At 36.7% G+C, this 22,711-nt stretch carries 18 protein-coding genes; 1 reads left to right on the top strand and 17 read right to left on the bottom strand.

The features are described from left to right. Positions 1-56 precede the first annotated feature (56 nt). The 17 genes from QM847_RS06720 to QM847_RS06640 form a co-directional block, all read right to left on the bottom strand. A complete protein-coding gene (locus tag QM847_RS06720; protein ID WP_414354692.1) occupies positions 57-1,112 on the bottom strand; it encodes a galactofuranosyltransferase in 1,056 nt (351 codons plus the stop codon). A 15-nt stretch (positions 1,113-1,127) separates the two neighbouring features. Next, positions 1,128-2,225: a UDP-galactopyranose mutase gene (gene glf, locus QM847_RS06715; protein ID WP_414354690.1), complete on the bottom strand. Its 1,098-nt coding sequence runs from the start codon at positions 2,223-2,225 to the stop codon at positions 1,128-1,130. A gap of 129 nt (positions 2,226-2,354) precedes the next feature. Then, complete coding sequence (locus QM847_RS06710; protein WP_414354689.1) at positions 2,355-3,503, bottom strand: O-antigen ligase family protein; 1,149 nt, start codon at positions 3,501-3,503, stop codon at positions 2,355-2,357. Positions 3,504-3,720: 217 nt separating this feature from the next. Continuing rightward, positions 3,721-5,136, bottom strand: a complete 1,416-nt coding sequence (locus tag QM847_RS06705; RefSeq protein ID WP_414354688.1) for a flippase — start codon at positions 5,134-5,136, stop codon at positions 3,721-3,723. A gap of 6 nt (positions 5,137-5,142) precedes the next feature. Continuing rightward, positions 5,143-6,108: a glycosyltransferase family 2 protein gene (locus tag QM847_RS06700; protein WP_269798261.1), complete on the bottom strand. Its 966-nt coding sequence runs from the start codon at positions 6,106-6,108 to the stop codon at positions 5,143-5,145. Further along, a complete protein-coding gene (gene wecB, locus QM847_RS06695; protein WP_414354686.1) occupies positions 6,108-7,202 on the bottom strand; it encodes a non-hydrolyzing UDP-N-acetylglucosamine 2-epimerase in 1,095 nt (364 codons plus the stop codon). Before wecB ends, QM847_RS06700 begins: the two co-directional genes overlap by 1 nt. Continuing rightward, positions 7,199-8,284, bottom strand: coding sequence for a glycosyltransferase family 4 protein (locus QM847_RS06690; RefSeq protein ID WP_414354684.1), 1,086 nt, complete (start codon positions 8,282-8,284; stop codon positions 7,199-7,201). Before QM847_RS06690 ends, wecB begins: the two co-directional genes overlap by 4 nt. After that, the gene (locus QM847_RS06685) at positions 8,259-8,981 is read right to left on the bottom strand and encodes a WecB/TagA/CpsF family glycosyltransferase (RefSeq protein WP_414354713.1); all 723 of its coding nucleotides are present in this window, start codon (positions 8,979-8,981) and stop codon (positions 8,259-8,261) included. Before QM847_RS06685 ends, QM847_RS06690 begins: the two co-directional genes overlap by 26 nt. A gap of 19 nt (positions 8,982-9,000) precedes the next feature. Next, on the bottom strand, positions 9,001-9,786 hold the full coding sequence (locus QM847_RS06680) for a LicD family protein (RefSeq protein WP_414354711.1): 786 nt from the start codon (positions 9,784-9,786) through the stop codon (positions 9,001-9,003). A 4-nt stretch (positions 9,787-9,790) separates the two neighbouring features. After that, entirely contained in the window at positions 9,791-11,161 is a 1,371-nt protein-coding gene (locus QM847_RS06675) for a sugar transferase (protein WP_414354682.1), read from the bottom strand. A 15-nt stretch (positions 11,162-11,176) separates the two neighbouring features. Next, entirely contained in the window at positions 11,177-11,878 is a 702-nt protein-coding gene (locus QM847_RS06670) for a tyrosine-protein kinase (RefSeq protein WP_269798266.1), read from the bottom strand. Positions 11,879-11,888: 10 nt separating this feature from the next. Then, positions 11,889-12,581 (bottom strand): CspC family polysaccharide chain length determinant protein, encoded by a 693-nt coding sequence (locus QM847_RS06665; protein WP_414354680.1) that lies wholly within the window; start codon positions 12,579-12,581, stop codon positions 11,889-11,891. Positions 12,582-12,589: 8 nt separating this feature from the next. Next, positions 12,590-13,321, bottom strand: coding sequence for a capsular polysaccharide biosynthesis protein Cps4B (cps4B, locus tag QM847_RS06660; protein WP_269798268.1), 732 nt, complete (start codon positions 13,319-13,321; stop codon positions 12,590-12,592). Position 13,322: 1 nt separating this feature from the next. Continuing rightward, entirely contained in the window at positions 13,323-14,768 is a 1,446-nt protein-coding gene (locus tag QM847_RS06655) for an LCP family protein (protein WP_414354678.1), read from the bottom strand. A 152-nt stretch (positions 14,769-14,920) separates the two neighbouring features. Then, positions 14,921-16,879 carry a peptide ABC transporter substrate-binding protein gene (locus tag QM847_RS06650; RefSeq protein ID WP_414354676.1) on the bottom strand — a complete coding sequence of 653 codons (1,959 nt, stop codon included), beginning with the start codon at positions 16,877-16,879 and terminating at the stop codon, positions 14,921-14,923. Between the two features lie 171 nt (positions 16,880-17,050). Then, positions 17,051-19,018 (bottom strand): peptide ABC transporter substrate-binding protein, encoded by a 1,968-nt coding sequence (locus tag QM847_RS06645; protein ID WP_269798271.1) that lies wholly within the window; start codon positions 19,016-19,018, stop codon positions 17,051-17,053. Positions 19,019-19,181: 163 nt separating this feature from the next. Then, positions 19,182-20,792 (bottom strand): glycoside hydrolase family 13 protein, encoded by a 1,611-nt coding sequence (locus tag QM847_RS06640; RefSeq protein WP_414354674.1) that lies wholly within the window; start codon positions 20,790-20,792, stop codon positions 19,182-19,184. A gap of 150 nt (positions 20,793-20,942) precedes the next feature. On the opposite strand from QM847_RS06640, the gene QM847_RS06635 reads away from it, so the two are divergent. Beyond that, positions 20,943-22,427, top strand: coding sequence for a DUF1846 domain-containing protein (locus QM847_RS06635; RefSeq protein WP_414354672.1), 1,485 nt, complete (start codon positions 20,943-20,945; stop codon positions 22,425-22,427). Positions 22,428-22,711: the final 284 nt, after the last annotated feature.

Here is a 22,711-nt window from a genome sequence, read left to right as displayed (position 1 = left end):
TTTAAAAAAACTAATTACAGAACAATAAAAAAAGAAGCTAGGGTTTCTAACTTCTTTTACATTTTCAACTGTTTTAATGCAGTACGTAAATAATATCCTTCTCGAATCTCTTTTCCTACACGCTTGGTGTTTTCTAATAGAGTCTGGTAGTCATCTAAAGTTAACTCCTCTATTACTTGCGGCAAGTCATGTAGTGACTCGACTGCGATACCACACTCTTTCACTAGAACAAAATGAGAGAGAGCTGACTGCTTCCACACTACAAGCGGGAATCCAGATGCCAAGTAAAGGGATGCCTTGTGAGAGTTGTTGTAGCGAAGGTACTCGCCAAAGACACCACTACAGGTTTCAACACTATCCCCATCCCATACGAGTCCAAATCCACCCTCAAGGGCTACAGGAAGCTCGTCAGGCAGAAAAGAACCAAAGTAAGTTTCATTCTCTAAAGCTCTACTCTCATCAAAACCAACACCATAGAGGTTATAGGCAGGATTTGCCGGCAATTTATACAAGTAACCAGCTTTTTCTTGTGCTAGATTACCTGCCACAATCATCGGCTGGTCTTTTGTTTGAACGATCTTCTCTTGGAAATTAGGAATCAAATAGTCAAAAATGCCAAGGCTAACAATCTTATCTTCCGCAATTCCTTTATCCACCAAAACAGATTTCATAACCGGGTTGTGGGCGATGATTCCATCAGCTGCTTTGAGAAAACTTGCTTCTTGGAGGTACATCCGAATTCTGTGTTTTAAAGGCAGTGAAGTCATGTTGGCATGGCGGAGCACTTCTAGGTCATGAATCAAAAGATAGACTTTAATCCCTCTTTTTTGCGCTTTTTTGACCAAATGGGTGGAGAAAAAGCTATGGTGGAGCATGGGAAACTGGATCAACAACTCATCTCCTTGCTTTAGTTGATCCAAGGCTTGTCCAAAAGCCTTTGCCTTATGGCGTTGAGCCGCAAGGGTACTCATTTGATACCAATTGTCGACGGACAAGACCAAGGGGTGATAGCCTTCTTCTTTCACAATACTTTCTACGTCATTGCGCGCTTTATTTCCCGCGTTCTTTGCGTTGACATCATGCAGGAATTCTTCTTTTAAGTAGTATTTCATAGATTATTGTTTCTTTCAATCAAACTCATTTGCTACAACTTCCAAAGCACGCTCAATGACCACGTGCATGTCGTAGTATTTATAGTCTGCCAAACGTCCACAGAAGATAACCTTGTCATTTTTGGCGGTTTCTTCCTGGTACTTGGCAAACATGGCATTGTTCTTTTCATCGTTGATTGGGTAGTAGGGTTCATCTCCACGCTTCCAGTCAGCTGGATACTCACGGGTGATGACTGTCTTAGGCTGAGTTCCATACTCGAAGTGCTTATGCTCAATGATTCGAGTATAAGGAATCTCACGCTCTGTGTAGTTGACCACGGCATTTCCTTGATGGTTTTCCTCATCCAAGATTTCGTGTTCAAAACGAAGACTGCGGTATTCCAATTCCCCATGTTTGTAATCAAAGTACTGATCAATCATTCCTGTAAAGACAACTTTATCAGCTGAAGCTTCAAGCTCTTCACGATTGGCAAAGAAATCAACGCCAAGCTCTACTTCCACATCACCAAGCATGTTTTCAATGATGACGTTGTATCCACCGATTGGAATACCTTGGTAACGGTCATTAAAGTAGTTGTTATCAAAGGTCAAACGCACTGGGAGACGCTTGATGATAAAGGGTGGAAGGTCTGTTGCAGAACGTCCCCATTGTTTTTCTGTGTAGCCCTTGATCAACTTTTCATAGATATCTGGACCAATCAACTTGATAGCTTGCTCTTCCAAGTTTTTCGGCTCAACATCCTTCATATCAGCTGTTTGCTCGGCAATCTTGTCTTTGACTTCTTGAGGAGTCTTTGTTCCCCACATAGCATAGAAGGTATTCATATTAAACGGAAGATTGTAAAGACTTCCCTTATAGTTAGCTACCGGTGAATTGATATAGTTATTAAACTCCGCAAACTGATTAACATAATCCCAAACCTTTTTGTTGGACGTATGGAAAATGTGGGCACCATACTTGTGAACATTGATACCTTCAACCTCTTCACAATAGATATTCCCACCAATGTGATCACGTTTATCAATCACTTTTACTTTTTTGCCACATTTTGTAGCTTCGTGTGCAAAGATTGCTCCAGACAAACCTGCACCTACAATTAAATAGTCATACATATTAAATTAAAACTCCGTTAATGAACTTTACATTTCTTATTATTGCCGACTCAGGATCAGCAAAAGTTAGTTGTTTTTTAGAAAGGTATCATATCATGTATTAGACCCACCTAAAATCTAGTACTAGAGCTAGGTCTCATTTTTTGCAATAATATCATTTGATTCTTTTTCACTAAAGGTATTTGTTGTAAATAGTAAAAACATGAATATATTATATGTAGGAACAAACCAAAAGGCTTCAATCATACAGTTAAAAGCAATCAATGATAGAATTGCAACTAATAAATATTGCCCCTCCTTATACTGTTTCCTTGAGGCGACAACATAAATTATTAGTAATAGTACCACAGGTACTATTCCATATGTAAACAACATCTGTACATAGGAGGAATCTACATAGTTATAACCTATTACAGATTCTGTCTTTCCACCCGACCCGATAAATTGAACATTTCTTGTTCCAAATAAATGAACTCCAAACGTATCAAATGCATTTCTACCTAGAGCCAACCTCCCAGTAATTAATTTATTAATCGATACTAAAAATGAATTAGACCATGAAAACTTATAAGATAAATAGGTAACAACTGATGCAAATACAACAGCCGAATATGGAAGCAAGGCAAATATCTTTAGTTTTTTCCCATTACTATAATAAAAATAAATGAAAATAACTGTCGCTAACAAGATTGACAGAGCATTTAAACGTGCATCGCAGTATTTTATAATGAAAACCGATAGCAAGACTCCAAACAGAGATCTGGTCCATATAAATTTATCTTTTAAAAGATAAGAAATTGCTAAAAATAGATAGAAGCAATGTGATGCAAAGTCCGTAGGATAGATAAACCCAAATGAATTTCGAATAACACCCGCACGATTATATTGTAAATTAGGAACCATGCCAACAAGCGATAAAAGAAAAACTCCAACTACAAGGATACCAGCTACAATTACATAGTTCCTCAAAACTACTTTCATATCCACATTAACCAAGAGGACTAATAGCATAGAATAGACTAGAAAGTTAAGTCTATTCGTTTGAAAATACACTAAAACCCCCGAAAGCAACAATAGAATAGAAAGTATTAGATATTTGTATGAGACCCGCATTTTATACAAAAAACGAAGCCCTAAAAGTAATACAACTAAAAATAGGAAATTTACTTTAACTTGAAAAAAAGTCCTATCCAGCATCGTAGTTGATATGGTATTAAAAATCACCACTACGGATACAACAATGCTGACTAGTAGGTTTTCAAATTTAATTTTTATCATACTTTTTGAAAAAGAATCATACAGGGTGAATTATAAGAAAAAGAAATATGGAATTGAATGAGAAAAAATAATATTTCTTTAATCTTCTAGTTCACTTATACTCTTCTATCCTCCCTTTCCTAACTATTTAATCAACCAAAGCGAATTTAATCTATACAAGAGTTCATTTTACAATAAGACTATAAGCTACTGAAATTTCTATTTATTCCTTTCAATTTCACTTATTCAATAACTGCTGTTTCAACTCTTTTGGATTAATTACCTTTAAGAATAGTATTTGAAAAATGTAAAGTATCGCTCCTATTGTAGCAAATACCATAACATTTATAACAGGCGTAAAATTCACTGTAGTTTTTACAACGAATAGTACACCGTACATAAGAGCTGATGCTCCTATAATTTTAACTGTCGAAGCAAGAAGAGGCACTTCCTTTAAATAGTTTCTTGTAAAATACAGTTGAATAGCCCATACTAAGGCTTCTGTTAATACAGAAACAATGGCTGCTCCGATATAACCTAATTTAGGTAGTAATAATAAATTTAAACCGACACTCACAATAGCTGGAATAGTTGTCGAAATCATAAATTCTTTATTTTTATTATGTGGAATCAAAATTTGAATACCCATAATATTTGTCCAGCCAATAAAGAACATTCTAAAAATCATAATTGCTATCGCATATTTAGCATCTTGGAAATCCTGTCCTAAGAAAAATTGCACGAAATCATCATTAACAATTAACATTCCTGCTATTATAGGAAAAATGACTAAATTGTATATTAAGAAAGACATCTGATGCATTTTATTTACAGCCTTGTGATCTCCAGTTGATAGGAGATTGGCAACACGAGGAAGCATTACGCTTCCTAACGAAGTCACTAGTGTAAGCAAAATATTGACCAATTTTAAGGCTTGGTCATAAATTCCGACGTCTTTAGTTGAGGCTAATGCCCCTAGCATAGTACGATCCAAAGTAACATATAGCGAAATAGCTATTTGCGGCAAAAACAAGAGAACAACTGGTTTCAAGTGTTGTTTAGCATAGGACCAATCAAAATGTGGTTTCCCGATAAATTCTCTAGCTGGCAACCACATACTAAACTGCCCCAATAATTCAAATATTGTTAGCAAAAACACATAAAGATATAAATCATTTGCTGATTTTACAAATAAGAAGATTGAAATGACACCGACCAGTTTAACAGTAATATTTCTAACTGTTATCTTGCGAAAATCCTCTAACCCTTGAAATAACCAGGAGATATCCATCCCTTTAGATACCAGACTCAAGCCCAAAATATATGCAACGGGATTTTGCATAAATGACAAGGACAGACATAAGAGAATGTATAAGCATATCGACAGAATGGTCGCACCAAACTGCAAGGTGTATATGCCCCAAAAGTTTTTTCGGATATCTTTACGATGGCCTGAAATTTCTTTTGTACCATAATTGGCCACTCCCAATGTCGCCAATAAAATAAAGTAGGTAACAATTGAATTGAAATAACCATAAGTACCTAAATCAGTTGAACTAAATACCCTAGTTACATAAGGTGTTGTTATAATAGGAAGAATTATGACTAAAAGCTGGTAAGAAAGATTATATGCATAATTTTTTAAAACCTTCATTCTTACCTAACCCATCTTCTCTCTAATTTTTTCATACAGTTTTGGAGAAACCAAAAGCATCAGGTATTTCACTTTATTTTTTCCTGTTATATTTGGATTAGGAATAATATCGTTGAAGTAACTAGTGTATTCTTTTCTGATTTTATTGACATCCGAATACATCTTTGAACTAAGCATAGCATGTACTACATGTAACCCCTTAAAGACATAACGTACAGTAAGTGCTTTCTTCATTTCCTTATCATTAGGATAATCTCTCTGAACAAATTCTCTATTCATCTCTATAGCCTTATAGAAGTCTAAAAATTTATCACTATAAGAAGAATTGACAATACTTCCAGGTCTTCTATAATATTTGTATAAATTGATGCATCCTACGGCAATTTCATTGCATGCTCCGATATGCTCAAAAGAGACAGCCAAATCTTCATAGATCATACCCTCTGGAAAAGGAAACTTCATCAAGATTTCTTTTTTGTATAGTTTTCCCCCTGGATGAGTTCCAACTATATTTCCATAAAACATCTCTTTCAAAGCTGTATAGCGATCTAATTTCAAAGAATCTATGTTAGTTAATGAACCTAAAAAATCCTCACTTTGGAAGTCCCTAACTTCGATGACGGAAGTTGCAACAAGATCAACATCATACTTCTTTTGAAGTTGCACTAAATACTCAACAGTTCTACGATCATAGTAATCATCAGAATCAATGAAAATTATCCACTCAGCAGAAGCAAACTTTACACCCGTATTTCGAGCATTAGAAAGGCCTCCATTCTCAATATGCAAGACTCTAATACGGTCATCTTCTTGGGCATACTTATCACATATTTTTCCAGAATCATCAGTAGAGCCATCATCTACCAAAATAATCTCAATATCCTTGTACGATTGATTAATTAAGCTATCAACACAATATTTCAAATAATCTTCAACGTTGTATACTGGAACAACAATCGAAACTTTCCCCATTATACTAATCCCTTCATGATAACTTCTACAATCTGTTGACAAGCTGTTCCATTCCCATAAGGATTGCTTGCCTTACTCATCTTGTTGTATTCCTCTTCATTTTCCAAAAGAAGCTTAAAATTCCTATAAATATTTTCTTCTTCTGTTCCAACTAATTTCAAAGTTCCTGCTGCAATCCCTTCTGGACGTTCAGTTGTATCACGCATAACTAAAACAGGCTTCCCTAAAGACGGAGCTTCTTCCTGCACACCACCGGAATCTGTCAAAATCATGTAGCTTTGGTTCATGAAATTATGGAAATCAATAACTTCTAAAGGTTCAATGATCTTCATGCGTTCATTATCCCCAAAGACTTTACTTGCCAATTCACGAACTTTAGGGTTTTTATGAATTGGGTAAACAACTTTTACATCTTCAAATTCATTTAAAATACGATTAACAGCATTAAACATATTTTCCATTGGTTGCCCAAGATTTTCACGTCTGTGAGCTGTCAACATAATCAACTTACTACCCTTAGCCCACTCTAAAATTGGGTGATTGTAATCATCCTGAACAGTTGTCTTTAGGGCATCAATAACCGTATTACCAGTTACAAAAATATTCTCTCTTCCCTCTTTTAGAAGATTGTCTTTAGCCACTTCTGTTGGTGCAAAATGATAATCTGCAATAATAGAAGTAGTCTGACGGTTGAACTCCTCAGGAAATGGACTTTGAAGATTGTAGGTTCTTAAACCTGCTTCCACGTGTCCAACTTTTATTCCCATGTAAAAGGCTGCCAAGGCCGTTGCGAAAGTTGTCGTCGTATCTCCGTGAACAAGTACAATATCTGGTTTTTCTTGTTCAAGCACCGCTTGAATTTTGTCTAGAATACTGGTCGTAATTGAAAATAGGGTTTGATTCGCCTTCATAATCCCCAGATCATAATCAGGAACGACTTTAAAGACATCCAAAACTTGCTCAAGCATCTCCTTATGTTGTCCAGTCACGCAGACAAGTGTCTTAATCGAGTCATTTTTTTTCAACTCGTTTACCAAAGGACACATTTTGATTGCTTCTGGGCGCGTCCCAAAAACCAACATGACTTTTTTCATTTTGATTCTCCCTTTAGTTCTCTATACAGTTCCCTATAGTTCTCCAAGAATAAAGGATAACTAAATTTATTTTCATAGTCTTTCTTTGCTTGGCTAGCAAGTTCCTGTCTTAATGTTGCATCCATAGCTAATTTATCAATAGCAGATGCCAGAGCAGTAGGGTCTTTTGCTGGAACTAGAATCCCATTTTTATTTGTTACAACTTCGTTTAATCCCGGTATATCCGTCGCAACTAAGGTTTTACTATTCATAAATGCCTCAATGGCAACTAAGCCAAATCCTTCAAATACTGAAGGTAAAACACAAAAATCAAAACTATTGATACATTCCACAATATCCTTACGATATCCTAAAAAAGTTACCGAATCTTGAAGGTCTAGCTCTTTAACCTTATTCTCAAGTTCATTTCTAAGTTCACCATCACCAACGATAAACAATCGAATATCCTTAACAGTCAATAAAGACATGGCATCAAGGAGATAAGTCAAGCCTTTTTGCTCAGATAACCTGGCAATACAACCAAGTTTAATCCCACCATAACTAATAATCTCATCGACCTGGTCATCCGTTTCTTTTAAAACGACTCCATTATAAATAACCCTGCTATCGGTAATACCTACATCTTCTTTTAGGTTTTTATTTACTGCTTCTCCCACTGCCACGCTTTTGGCATTTTTTAAAGCAAATCCATATAGAGGCAGTTTATCTTTAAAGACATTGTGGGCTGTATAAACGTGTATCAATTTTGGATGAACAAGTTTTAATAGACGGATATAAAAAGCAGCCATCCGATGATGAGTGTGGACTATGGTAATTTCATTCTTTTTGATTATTTGACGAATACTAGTTAGAAGCTTTAATACTGTCAGTGGATTTTTACTATCAATATCTAAAATTTTATGATGTTGGATCCCTTTAGCAGAAAGCTCGCTCTCCCAAAGCCCACCCGTGGATGCGACATGAACACTGTCAAACTCATCTTTCAAATCTGAGCTCAACTGGTAAACAATACGCTCTGCACCACCTATATCCATGGTACGCGAAATATGTAAAATATTATTTTTTCGATTTTCGTTTTTCATCTAAAACTCGCTTAATAAAAGTGGCATTCCCTACAAAATAACGTTTAAAGAGACGTTTAGGTTCATTTGCCACTCGGAACAGCCATTCAAGATGCACATTTTGCATCCAGAGAGGAGCTCGTTTAATATGGCCAGATAAAACGTCAAAGCTACCTCCAACTCCCATAAAGACAGAATTAACACCTTGATCCATAAATTTTTGAATGATGTATTCTTTCTTGGGAGAGGTAATCCCAACAAAAACAAAATCAGGATTTTTCTCTCGGATATCTTCTTGAATACCGTATTCATCTTCTTCAGAAAAATAACCATTACGATATCCAAGGACTCGTAAATTTGGATAGTCTTTCTTAAAGATTTCTAGCATGTCTATTAAAACTTCTTCCTTGGCACCAAAAAAATAAACTGAATAAGACTTTTCATTGGCCAATAAGAGCAATCTTTGCATCAAATCAATCCCAGCAACTCTCTCAGGAACTTGATAACCCAAAAAGCGGGAAGCAAGAACAACTGAAGCTCCATCTGCGTTAATGATTTCAGAATCGTTCACTATCTTTCTAATAGATTCATCTGTTTGACATTGATTGATTTTGTCTGCATTCACTCCCATTAGATGGAGCGGACGTTGATCAAGAACAAATTTTTCAACAGCTTGGACAGTTTCGTCCATTGTTAAAGGGTCAATTCTGACCCCCATTAAATCAAAACTATTCAATTTAATCTCCCCACGTAGACTCAAAATGACCCTTACGCTCAGCTTCTTTTGGTAGTTGCATGTAATCACCATATATTTTTGTCAAATATTCATCAGGATTTGCATGACAACTAATTTTTAAGTTTTCAAACTCTAGTAATTGCGGTTCTCCGAACACTTCTTTTCTTGCGAGTTCTCGCTCGCGGTAAGAACCTAAGACATTTCCAACCATGGTACTAGTCTCGTAATCATATTGTTTAATGATATTTTGTAATTTTTTATTAATTTTTGAAGTGTTTAAGAGCTTATTTAATTTTAAGGCTTTGGAAACTTTCACAATTGCATTTTCGAACGAGCCTCTATCTCTTTCATGCAAACGATCGATGACAGAAATTTTAGACAAGGCACGATAGAACTTTATTTTATTCGTATGCAACCAGTAATGGATCCCATCTTCTGGATAACCATCTAAGGGAAAGATATCAATAAAGGGACTACACCATTCATTGCCAAATTGAATTTGGATTGAAGTATCCATAATAGAAGTATTACCTAGATTATCGTCGTGAAGTCTTAAAATAACACTTTCAGGAAGCTCTTTCTCACAGATTGACAAGAATTTTTCATAATCTTTTCTAGGCATTCCTAAATCCATATCATCATCCCATGGGATAAATCCTTTATGACGAATGGCACCTAGTAATGTCCCACCTAAGGCGTAATAACGCAAATTATGTCTTTTACAAAGATCAATATAACTTTCTAAAAGAGTTAACTCTCCTAATTGAATTTCTCTCACTTTATTCATAGAATCATTTTGCTCCATCTCTCATCAGCACTACTTTTATTGTTTTTAATAAAATTTCGAAATCTTTCCAAATTGTCCAATCATCGATATAAGCTACATCTAGTTTGACAACATCGTCAAAATTGGTAATTCCACTTCGACCACTAATTTGCCATAGCCCAGTAATGCCTGGTTTAAAACTCAATCGACGTTTCTGCTCAGGAGTATACTTTTCATACTCATCCACTGTTGGAGGACGAGTTCCAACTAGGCTCATGTCCCCAATCAGTACATTCCAAAACTGGGGTAACTCGTCAATACTAGTTTTACGTATAAAACGACCAATTTCTGTAACTCGAGGATCATTATCCATTTTAAACATACCACCTTGCATGGTATTCTGATCCATCAATTGCTGCTTGATTTCTTCTGCATCTACCCTCATGGAACGGAATTTATAAAATGTGAAATAGCGACCATTTTTACCGACTCGGGTTTGAGAGAAGATTGCTGGTCCACCATCTTTTCGAATCATTGGAACAAGGACTATACTTACCAACCCACAGATGATCAGTCCAACAATTGCTCCTAAAATATCAATCATTCGTTTGGCAACTATGTGGCTTGGTTTGTATAGATTTGTAGAAAAAGTTACTACATTCAATCCAGCCATCTCATGGATTTGTTTATTTCTACCTAAATTCTTGTCAAAGGCATTTAGATTAACAGTAACATCAATTCCCATCGTTTCAAATTGAGAGATAATGCTACCAATATCATAATCCTCACTAGGTAGATTTACAAAGACTTCATCAACTACCTCATGAGTTGCATAATTGATAAGATTTTTGGGTGGAACAACAGTAACCTTGTCATGTTTAAAATCTGGATTATCTAAGACACTGACTGCTACTAATTTCCCAGACACGTCATTTGCTGTCAAAAGACGTTCAATTACCTTCTCAATCCGAGATGTCGCTGTAATCAAAAGAATCTTTCGGCTACCTTTTAAATTATGATTAAATTGAACCCAGTATTTTTTTATAACAAAACTAAGAATATAATTTAGAATCCCGTATAAAGAAAGGAAATAGATCATTCCTCTTCTAGAAATAACAAATTGATCTTTAAGGAAAAAACTAGAGAAACTAATTAATAATGCAAAAAATATGATGTATTTTATTGTCTCTATCAATTCAACCGACTGACTTCGCTTGAAAAAATCCTTACCATAGCCACTAATATAGAAGGCTGCAAAGTGAAGAAAATAAAGGACAAACACAGTTTTTGCAACAATCTCTGTCTCTGTAACAGAAATCAGTATATAAGCTAATACACTAACGAGTATACTCTGCAAAAACGCTAGAGTTACGTTATAGAAACCCCTTCCTTCCATATTTCCTCCCTAAACTTATTTTTTACCGTAGGCACCGTAATTCCCATATCCACCATATGTACCATAAGTACCATACTTTTCAAGATGGATATTGAATTTATTCAAAATAACTCCCAAGAACGGTACGCCTGTTTGCTCTAATTGTGTCTTAGCTTTTTGAACTTCTCTACGTTTCGTAGCAGAAGCCTCCGTTACTAAAATAGAGGCATCGCATTTTTGAGCAATAATCGCAGCATCAATAACTACTCCAATTGGAGCTGTATCTACAATGATGTAGTCAAAATACTTACGTAGTGTTTCTATCATGACTTCAAATTTTTCACTTTGAAGAAGAGCTGTTGGATTAGGAGAAATAGCTCCAGACTGGATAACAAACAAATTCTCCACATTTGTCTCACACAAACCATGTGATAAATCTTTTGTACCTGACAAGTAGTCTGTCAAACCAGTGATTTTTTCAGTTGACATGAAGACCCCAGACATAACAGAATTTCGAATATCTGCATCAATAAGGAGTGTTTTGTAGCCAGCACGCGCAAAAGCCCATGCAATGTTGGTTGATGTCGTAGATTTTCCTTCTCCAGGTCTAACTGAGGACACTGCAATAACCTTTAACTTATCTCCACTCAATTGAATATTTGTGCGTAGAGCGTTGTAGTATTCTTCTGCTTTTTTTACAAACGCTTGGCGTTTTTCTGATAATTCTAACTTTGCCATGTTTACTCCCTTACTTTAATTTCTCTAGATTTGGAATAACTCCCAAAAGCGAGAGATGCATTACTTCTTCAATATCTTCTGGACGTTTCACTCGATCATCCAATAGTTCAACTAATAGAGCCAATAGAATCACAACACTTGCTCCTGCACCTACACCCAAGATTGTGTTGCGACGAATGTTTGGTGAAGATGGTGATACAGCAGGACGAGCTTCTTCCAAGGTCGTTACATCTGATACTTTCGTAACAGAAATAATTTTTTCAGCAGCCACTTCTCGAAGAGCATTTGCAATACGGCTTGCTTCTTCAGGTTTACTGTCACGTACAGAAATTGACACAATACGTGTATCTGCCGGAACTGTTACTTGAACTTTTCTAGCAAGAGCTTTCGCATCAAAATTTAATCCTTGCCCAGCCACTACTTTTTCTAATACATCCTGAGAAAGGATAATCTCACGGTAGTCTTTTACCAAGTAAGAACCTGCTTGCAAATCTTGGTTAGTTAATCCAGGTTTATCAGCTTGATTTCTATTAACAACGTAGATACGTGTAGTACTTGTATATTCGGGCTTAACTACAAATGAACTATAGGCAAAAGCAATTGCTCCTGTAATAATAGCCGCCAGAGCTATATATAATTTACGCTTCCACAATACTTTTAACATTTGTACTACATCAATTTCGATTTTATCTTTGTCTTTCATTGTAACTCCTATAATATTTGATTTTCAATCACTTTTGCAGGATTGGTCGTAAAAAGCTCTTGGGCTTTTTCTTGGCCATATTTTTTACTAACCAATTCGTAGGCTTCCTTCATATAAGGTCGTCGATCAACTAAGTTATGCATGTCACTTGCCACGATATGAACTAGATCTCTATCTAAAAAATAGCGAGCTCGTTTTTTCATAAACTTATAGGTATCGCCAAATAGTTTTGGCTTTAGAATACTCGAACTATTAATTTGCGTGTAACATCCCATATTGATAAGCTCTCTCACTCTTTTTTCATCATTTTCCAAAGCGTGGTAGCGTTCAATATGAGCAATCACAGGCGTTATGCCTAACATGAGAACCTTAGACAAGGCGCTGTGAATCTCACGATAAGGTGTATTCATACTAAATTCAATCAAGGCATACCGTGTATCATTGAGTTTAGGGATGATGTGATTTTCTAATTTATCTAAGATGTCGCTAGTAAAATAGATTTCAGCACCGTATAAGATTGTTAGGTCAGGAGCTATTTCCTTAGACAGTTCCTGAACGATCTTAAAATTAGCAGCAATTTTATCTTCTGGCGTCTCAAACATTCCCTTTCGTCGATGAGAAGTTGAAACAATAGTCCGAACCCCTTGTGCATATGCTTCTTCAAGCAATACTCGACTATCTTCTATAGTTTTAGGTCCATCATCGACATCAAAAACTATGTGTGAATGGATGTCAATCATTTTATTTCCCTTCCATGATATCTTTAATAGCTGTCTTACTTGCTTCCAAACTATTCTGATCCACTTCTAACATATACAAGGCACTATCTGGCATTGCATATGAAGGAAGATCCATACGACCAGTTCCCTTTAAATCTTGAGTTGTAACAGTATATTTGCCGCCATTTGCTAGTTGAGAATTGACTAGCCCAACCATAGTTTCTGGTGGCATATTGGTTTGAACCGAAGACTGTAGACCTTGGATAATGGCATCATAATTTTTCAAGGCTTCTGCAGAGGTCAATTTTTGAATAATAGCAGCAATCACTTTTTGATGATTACGACCACGATCACCATCGCCATCTGCTAATGAATAACGCTCTCTAACAAAACCTAAAGCTTGTTCAGAATCTAGATGAACATTTCCAACTGGGAAATGATAGTTGCCATGACGTGATGTGAACTCTTGGTCATTGTAAACATCTACACCGCCCAGAAGGTCTATCAATTTCAAGAAAGAAGTGAAATTGAGACGAGCATAATAATTCAATTCAATGTCATAGAGATTCTCCAAGGTATGAATAGAAGCATCCACCCCATAAATCCCAGCATGTGTCAGTTTATCTTTTTGATTATTCCCACCATCAGCAATCGGCACATAGGCATCTCGAGGTGTTGTCGTCAATAGAATTTTCTTAGTATCCTGATTGACGGTCATAATGATATTGACATCTGAACGTGATACGGAACTTATAGGACCATAGGTATCAATCCCGCTAATATAGACATTAAAAGTATTATTTGTTGCCACTTTAGGAGCTGCAACTGTCTTTGTTAGATCCTTAGTATAAATCTTTTTAATTTTCTTAGCATAATCCGGATCTTCTTGTTCAATCAGATTTTCAAAAACACCATTTAATACAATTGCTTTTGTTTGGCCAGCAAGCAAGCTCTTATATGCCGCTTGATAAGAACTAACCTCCTCAACAGTCAGTTCTTTACTATGACTTGCTTTGATATCATCTATAAGTTTATGAATGTTTTCGCCATCAGTCGCCATAGGAGCCGCAAGGCTTGTCAATTGAGAAATATCATCTACCTCACTATCTGCTAAAACAGCTATACTCATCGAATAACTTGAATAATTAGACGAAGCATTAAATTGATTTGCTAAGCTGACAAACTGTTGAACTCCAACTAAAGCAGCTAAACTTAAAGCAATTGAAATGATGAGACTTATCATGGTGAAAATCTTAGCTTTTTTCTTTATGATTAAAGTTAAAAACACCAATGCAATTAGCACAATAACAGCTGTCAGAATAATATTCAAGTTACTGACAGCCAGAATATGATAACGATATACTAAAAACAATAAAAAACAAGCAAGAACTACATAGATTACAAAGAAACCAATGTTGAAGCTCTGCTGAACTTTACCAGATTTACTTAATTTTGAACGTTTACTCACGTTTCACCTCTAAATAACTTTTTATCTTCATTATATCATAAACTAGCCCTCAAGGCTATTAACATATAACTTGATAACGTTTTAATTTATAATAAATATTTTATCGCCTTATCACAAATAAAAGAGCTTCTCCAAGAGAAACTCTTTTATAATTATTTGACGTGATTTTCAAGCTCTTTTTGATTCTTTTCGACTGAATTTTTGCGTTCTTGTTCCCATTTGGCTTTGGCTTCGTCAAATTGGGCAATAGTAACCACATCTTTCTGCAGTCTCATGTATTTGTAGTTGCTTCCAGTCCCTTTGATTCCAACAAGTGAATATGCTCGTGTAAATGGCGTTACACGGGTCACCGAAGCTACGCCACCATCTGAATTCACAGGAATAAGAAGCGAACTATCAATCAACCAAGCTTGTGCATCTGCATAATTTTCATAACGTTTTGCAACATCTGAACTTTCTGCATCCGCCGCTTTCAATTTCTGAGTATATTGATCCATTCCAAGACTTGTAATCTTGTCAGCATCCTTACTTGGATCAAGCCCTAAAATCTTAAGATAGAAACCATCTTCTGCGTTAAAAGGATTGAGGTAAGTTGATGGATCTTGGTAGTCCGCTGACCATCCATCCAAGTTCAAATCATAGTCATGATCAGCTGGCGTTGGTGCTTGGAAAGTCGCATTGGCATAGTCTTCAGTTGAAACTAAAACTACATCAATCACTACATTTTCCTCTCCAAGAGTGGATTCCACAGATTGTTTAAGTGAGTAAAGCTTAGGAAGAAGAGTTTTATTGATCTGATCCACTGGTAAATCTAAATGAATCGGGAAGGTTACACCTTGAGCCTCTAGTTCTTTTTTAGCTTCTGCAAATTGAGCTTGCGCTTTTTCTTTGTTGAAGTAGCCATCTTGGGCATCTTCGAGATTCATATTAGTCCATTCTGTGCCGTAATTCACTAATTTAGAGGCAACTGTTTCACCAAAAGTTTTATCTCCTACTTGCACAAAAGTAGGTGGTACAAGTGTGTTACGAAGAGTGTTTTTAGCAGCTTCTTCTCCATTAGACTGAGCTGAGTAGGCTGTACGATCAAGGGCGAAGTTAATAGCTTGACGGAAATTTTTATTTAAAATTGCAGTTTTTGTAGCTTGTTTCTGTTCATCGCTGGTCTTGGCTGTATGGTTATAGGCTTGACGATTTACGTTGAAGTTATAATACCAAGAAGTTGCACCTTGCAAGCTATAGACGATATTATCCTTGTATTTCTCCTTAATCTTGGCGAAATTTGAACTATTTGGATAAACACCTGCAGACGAATAAGCTCCACTTTCAAAGTTACGAATCGTCATGTCTTGGTCAGAACCATCAACATAAGCCAACTTAACTCTTTCAATCGTCACTTTTTCTTGATCATAGTAATGAGGGTTTTTCGTATACTCAAGTGATGACTTAGATGTAAATTCTTTTAACAAATAAGGACCACTATAGAGAATACTGTCTGGTTTTAGTTCTCCAAATTCTTTGTCTTTAGAAGTCAAGAACTCTTCATTGACTGGGAACAAGATACTGTTAGTTGTCTTAGAATTCCAGAAAGATTCAGGACGTGTCAAGGTGTATTGGACAGTATGGTCATCTAAGGCTTTAACACCAACATTTGAAAAGTCTGAGTTTGCTCCTGTCACATAATCATCCAAACCTTTGATTGAGTTTTGAATCAAATCTAGCGCTTGACTCTTATTATCAGCAGCATATTTAACACCCGTCACAAAGTCCTGAGCTTTGATAGGCGCATATTCCTCCCCATCAGCAGTGAACCACTTAGCATCTTGGCGAAGTTTATAAGTATAGGTCAGACCATCCTTAGAGACACTCCAATCTTCTGCAAGGGCAGGAACAAGATTCCCATAGTTGTCATTTTCCAAAAGACCATCAACTAAGTTGGTGATAACATTGGTATTGTCACCAGCATAATCCAAAAGATAGTTAAAAGTAGTTGGATCAGCACCAAATGTAGATGAGTAGGTCTTATCGTCCGATGCAGACTGACCACATGCTGCCAGCAATACAGTAGTAGCAAGAGTCAAACCCGCTCCCAATAAGCGTTTTTTAAGTCTCATGATTCATCTTCTCCTTTTATGTTAGGTTTTATGACATGTAACTATTTTATCAAATTTTGGCTAAAAAGTAAAGTTATATAATTTTTTGACATTACAAGCAATTATTCTTATATAAAAACAAAGAACTCCTAATGTATTAGGAATTCTTTGTCAAGATATATTTTATGAAGGCTATTTAATGTGGTTCGCTAACTCTTTTTGGTATTTAGCATTTGTTTCAATTTTCTCTTTTTGCCATTTCTTGAAGGCTTCTTCGTATTCTTTAGTGGTTACAATATCATTTTGCAATTCCAAACCTTTGAATACAAATGGATCACCCTTAATTCCGACTTGAGAGTAGGCTTTTGTAAATGGCACTGTACGACTCACAGTCGGAGAACCACCTGAAGAAGCAACAGGAATAAGGAGTGAGCTATCAGATACCCAAGCTTGTGCTTTAGCATATTTTTCATAGCGTTTGTTAAGGTCTGTTGTTTCAGATGCTGCATCATCCAAGAGTTTCTTGTACTCATCAAGTCCAACTTGAGCCATGACTTCTGGATCTTTTCCTTTTGTGATACCCAAGTGTTTAAGGGCAGAACCCTTCTTAGCATCCAGGATATTTAGATAGGTAGCTGGATCTTGATAGTCTGGTCCCCATCCAGTACCATTCAAGTCATAGTCTTTTTGAGAAGGAACCTTAGCTTGAGATGTAATACTCATTTTTTCATTATCAGTCATTTGAAGCACATCGATAACGACATTTTCAGTACCAAGCGCTGATTCGATAGATTGTTTGAGTGAGTTTGTCTGTTGCACAGCAATCACATCTGTCTGTTCAACTGGAATATCTAAATGGATTGGGAAGGTTACGCCCTTAGCTTGCAATTCTGACTTGGCTTTTTCAAAGGCTGCTTTTGCTTTTGTTGGATTGTAAAGAGTGTCTTTACCATCTGTCAAAGCTACATCTTTCCACTGGTCTCCGTATGTAACCAGTTGTTCCTGAGCTAGTTCTCCAAAGGTTTTTTCACCAACTTGAACATAGTCAAAAGGCACAAGGCTATTACGGATAATCTTATCTGCCCCTTCCTCGCCATTTAACTGCGCTGCATAAGAATGACGGTCAAGCGCGAAATTGATGGCTTGACGGAAGTTCTTGTTAAGAAGAGCTTCTCTTGTTGATGTTTTTTGAGCATCATCAGTCTTAGCTGTCTTGTTGTAAGATTGACGGTTTACGTTAAATGTAAGGTAATAGCTGGTCGCTTCTTGCGGGCTGTAGACAATTTTATCACCGTATTCTTGCTTGGTTGATTCAAAATTTGAAGAAGTCGGGAAGAGGCGAGCTGTTGTGAACGAGCCTGCTGTAAAACTACGAATCAATGACTCTTGGTCAGAACCATCATAGAAAGTCAACTTAATGTTATCGATTTTAACATTGTCCTTATCCCAATAATTTGGATTCTTTTCGTATTCAATAACGGATTTTGACGTTAGATTCTTCAAGATATATGGCCCATTATAGAGGATAGATGAAGGTGTTGGTGTTCCGTAATCTTTACCTTGAGAATTGAGGAATTCTTCATTAACAGGAAGCATTGGTGCAGTTGTTACCTTAGAATTCCAAAAGCTTTCAGGTTGATTCAAGGTATATTGAACAGTATAATCGTCAACTGCCTTGATTCCTACTGTTGAGAAGTCGTTGCTCTCACCACTGACATATTCTGCCAATCCTTTAATAGAATCTTGGATAAGAGTTAAACCATCCGATTTACCGTCAGCTGCATGTTTCAAACCAGTTACAAAATCCTGAGCCTTAACTTCTGCATACTCTTCACCTTCAGAAGTATACCATTTAACACCCTTACGAAGTTTGTAAGTGTATGTCAAACCGTCCTGTGAAACTGACCAATCCTCAGCTAGAGATGGAATCAAATTTCCGTACTTGTCATTTTCCAAAAGACCATCTACAACGTTTGCGATAACGTCAGATGTTGAACTTTTACTAGTAATACTATAGTCCAAGGATGAAGGGTCGATAGCGTATACATACGAGAATGTTGTCGGAGCTTCTGCTTTTTTCTCAGTCTTCCCACAAGCTGCTAAAAGTAGTGCTGCACTCATCGTAATCCCTGCTATTGCTAGCCACTTTTTCGATTTCATTGGTATTCTCCTTTAAATAGTTATTTTCACCATTATACCCTATTTTTTTATAAAAGCAAGGGTTTTCATACGATTTTTTAGAAAATTCAAACAAATCTTCTTTATGGTTTTTTCCTTTGATACAAAAAATCTCAAGCACCTAAAGATACTTGAGATTTTCCATTTAATCAATTAATTCGACACAGAATGCATCCCAAGGAGATAGTGTTAGTTGTTCGAGTTTATCTCGAACATCGGTATTAGCGATTAAGACTGACTTAAGGACTGCATCCAAGTGAAATTCTTGTTCTTGACTAGAAAGGTTAACCACTACTAGGAAACGACGCTTACCATCCTTGCGGATATAAGCAAAGACCTTTTCAGCTGTCTCTAGTAATTCAAAATCTGCATGAACCAACCAGCTGTTTTCCTTGCGAATCTGGACTAGTTTTTGATAGGTATAAAAGATTGAGTTAGGGTCATCTAGAGCAGACTCAACATTAATACTGTCATAACTTGGGTTTACAGATAGCCAAGGTTTCGCACTTGAAAATCCAGCATAAGCAGTATTATCCCACTGCATTGGAGTACGAGCATTATCTCTACCCACTACTCGGATACTATCCATAATTTGCTCTAACGGCACACCCTGTTCAAGTGCTTCTTTGGCGTAATTGACTGACTCAATGTCTTCTACTTGCTCCAAGCTTTCAAACGGAAAGTTAGTCATACCGATTTCTTCACCTTGATAAATATAGGGAGTTCCTCTCATTAAATGCAGTAAAATCGCAAATGCTTTGGCTGATTTCTCACGGTATTTCTCCTCATCCCCCCAAATGGAAACAATGCGTGGAAGATCATGGTTATTCCAAAACAGGGAATTCCAACCATCCTCTACTCCGAGCTCAGTTTGCCACTTATTAAAAATGGTCTTCAACTTAGAGACATCCAAATCTTTTTGGTAGTGCCACTTAGGTTGCCCTTCCTGATACTGAAGACAAATATGTTCAAATTGGAAGACCATAGACAACTCTTGACCTTTTGGATTCGAATAACGCTTAGCCTCTTCTGGGTTTGCTCCCCAAGCTTCACCAACAGTCAGTAAATCCTTGTCACCAAAGGTTGTCTTATTCATCTCCTTGAGATAAGGATGGAGCATAGGACCATTGCTAACGACCTTCTCATCTGGAATCTTGCCAATCATATCAATCACATCCAAACGGAATCCACCGATACCCTTGTCAATCCAGAAATTAATCATTTGATAGATTTTATAACGAAGCTCTTCGTTTTCCCAGTTGAGGTCCGGTTGTTTCTTACTGAAAAAGTGTAGATAGTACTGACCAGACTTTTCATCATATTCCCACGCCGAACCACTAAAAGTAGAGGTTAAATCATTGGGTTTATCTCTCCAAATATAGTAGTCTCGTTCTGGACTTTGGGGATTGTCACGCGCTTCAATAAACCAAGCATGCTCGTCTGAGGTATGGTTGACCACCAAATCCATGATGATTCGAATATCTCTCTTTTTCCCCTCAGCTATCAATTCATCCATGTCTTCCATAGTGCCAAATATAGCAGCAATATCTTGATAATTTGAAATATCATAACCATTATCATCCATAGGACTATCATAGACAGGCGAAAGCCATATAGCTGTGATTCCAAGCTTAGCAAGATAGTCTAGTTTACTGGTAATCCCTTTTAAATCTCCGATTCCATCCCCATTACTATCCTTGAAACTTTTTGGATAGACTTGATAAACGACTGCATTATGCCACCATTTCTCTTTCATATCTCTACCTCTTTTTATAATATTCTATACTCCATAATAGACTTTTTTCTCATTTTATGCAAACGTTTACCCAATATTTTTTCTTATTTCGTCACTCCTCAGTTTCTTATCTTCTCTTTTTTTTATATAATAGAGTTCAGAGGTAAAAAAATGAAAAAACAAGCTTTTAGTTCTGAACAATATTTAAACTTACAACGCGACCATATTTTGGAGCGTATCAATCAATTTGATGGTAAGCTCTATCTAGAGTTTGGTGGTAAGATGTTGGAAGATTTCCACGCCGCCCGCGTCCTCCCTGGATATGAGCCAGATAACAAAATCAAACTTTTACAAGAGTTGAAAGAACAAGTCGAGGTTGTTATTGCCATTAACGCTAGCAATATCGAACACTCAAAGGCTCGTGGTGACTTGGGTATTTCGTACGACCAAGAAGTGCTTCGTTTGATTGATAAATTCAATGAACTTGGTATCTTTGTAGGTTCTGTTGTTATCACACAATACGCCGGTCAACCTGCTGCAGATACCTTCCGTAATCAATTAGCAAAAAATGGGATTGACTCTTATCTCCACTACCCAATCAAGGGATATCCGACAGATATGGATCACATCATCTCACCTGAAGGTATGGGGAAAAACGACTATATCAAAACTAGTCGTAACTTGATTGTCGTGACAGCTCCTGGACCTGGTTCAGGGAAGTTGGCAACTTGTATGTCTAACATGTACCACGACCAACTCAACGGCATCAAGTCTGGTTATGCTAAGTTTGAAACCTTCCCAGTTTGGAATCTACCTCTCCATCATCCGGTTAACTTAGCCTATGAAGCTGCTACTGCAGACCTTGACGATGTCAATATGATTGACCCATTCCATCTCCAAACTTATGGAGAAACTACAGTCAACTATAACCGTGATATTGAGATTTTCCCTGTCCTTAAGCGCATGCTTGAACGTATCTTAGGGAAGTCTCCTTATGCATCTCCAACGGACATGGGTGTTAATATGGTTGGTTTTGCTATCATTGATAACGATGCGGCTATCGAAGCATCCAAACAAGAAATTATCCGTCGCTACTACCAGACAGTCCTCGACTTCAAGGCTGAAAAGGTTGGAGAAACTGCAGTTAAGAAGATTCAACTTCTTATGAATGACCTGGGAATTACACCAGCTGATCGTACAGTTGCCGTTGTTGCTCGCCAAAAGGCAGAGGAAACAGGTGGTTCAGCTCTGGCACTTGAACTACCATCAGGAGAGATTGTTACAGGTAAAAACTCCGAGCTCTTTGGCCCAACCGCTGCTGTCTTGATTAATGCTATCAAGAAATTAGCCAATATTGATAAAGAAACTAAATTGATTGAACCAGAAGTGGTCAAACCAATTCAAGGCTTAAAAATCAACCACTTAGGAAGTCGAAACCCTCGTCTGCATTCAAATGAAATTCTTATCGCTCTTGCCATTACAGCCATGGAAAATCCAGATGCAGATCGTGCCATGAAAGAATTAGGAAATCTCAAAGGAAGCGAAGCTCACTCCACCATTATCTTGACAGATGAAGATAAAAACGTCCTTCGCAAACTAGGAATCAACGTAACCTTTGACCCCTACTATCAATATGATCGCTTGTATCGAAAATAAGCTTTAAATATCATACTTATATGCAATTACCCCCAAGAGGCTTCTTCTCTATAACTTCTTGAGGGGTTATTTCTTATTCAAGGGATAGAAAATCATTCTCTATGTTTTTTACAAACATGTATTATCAAAAACTGAAAAAGAAAGCGGATTATTTTATCTATTTTCTTTATTATTTAGAAATTTTCCATCTTATAAAGACTTTATTTTTATAAATCGGTATTTATTTTGCCAGTTTTTACAAAATTCATATTAAATTTCATTGTTTTTTAATATTCTAGTGATAT

The organism is Streptococcus timonensis, assembly GCF_047463455.1.
GTDB classification, from domain to species: Bacteria; Bacillota; Bacilli; order Lactobacillales; family Streptococcaceae; genus Streptococcus; species Streptococcus timonensis_B.
Note: the sequence above shows the minus strand (reverse complement) of the source record. Positions and strands in the feature narration are given on the sequence as shown.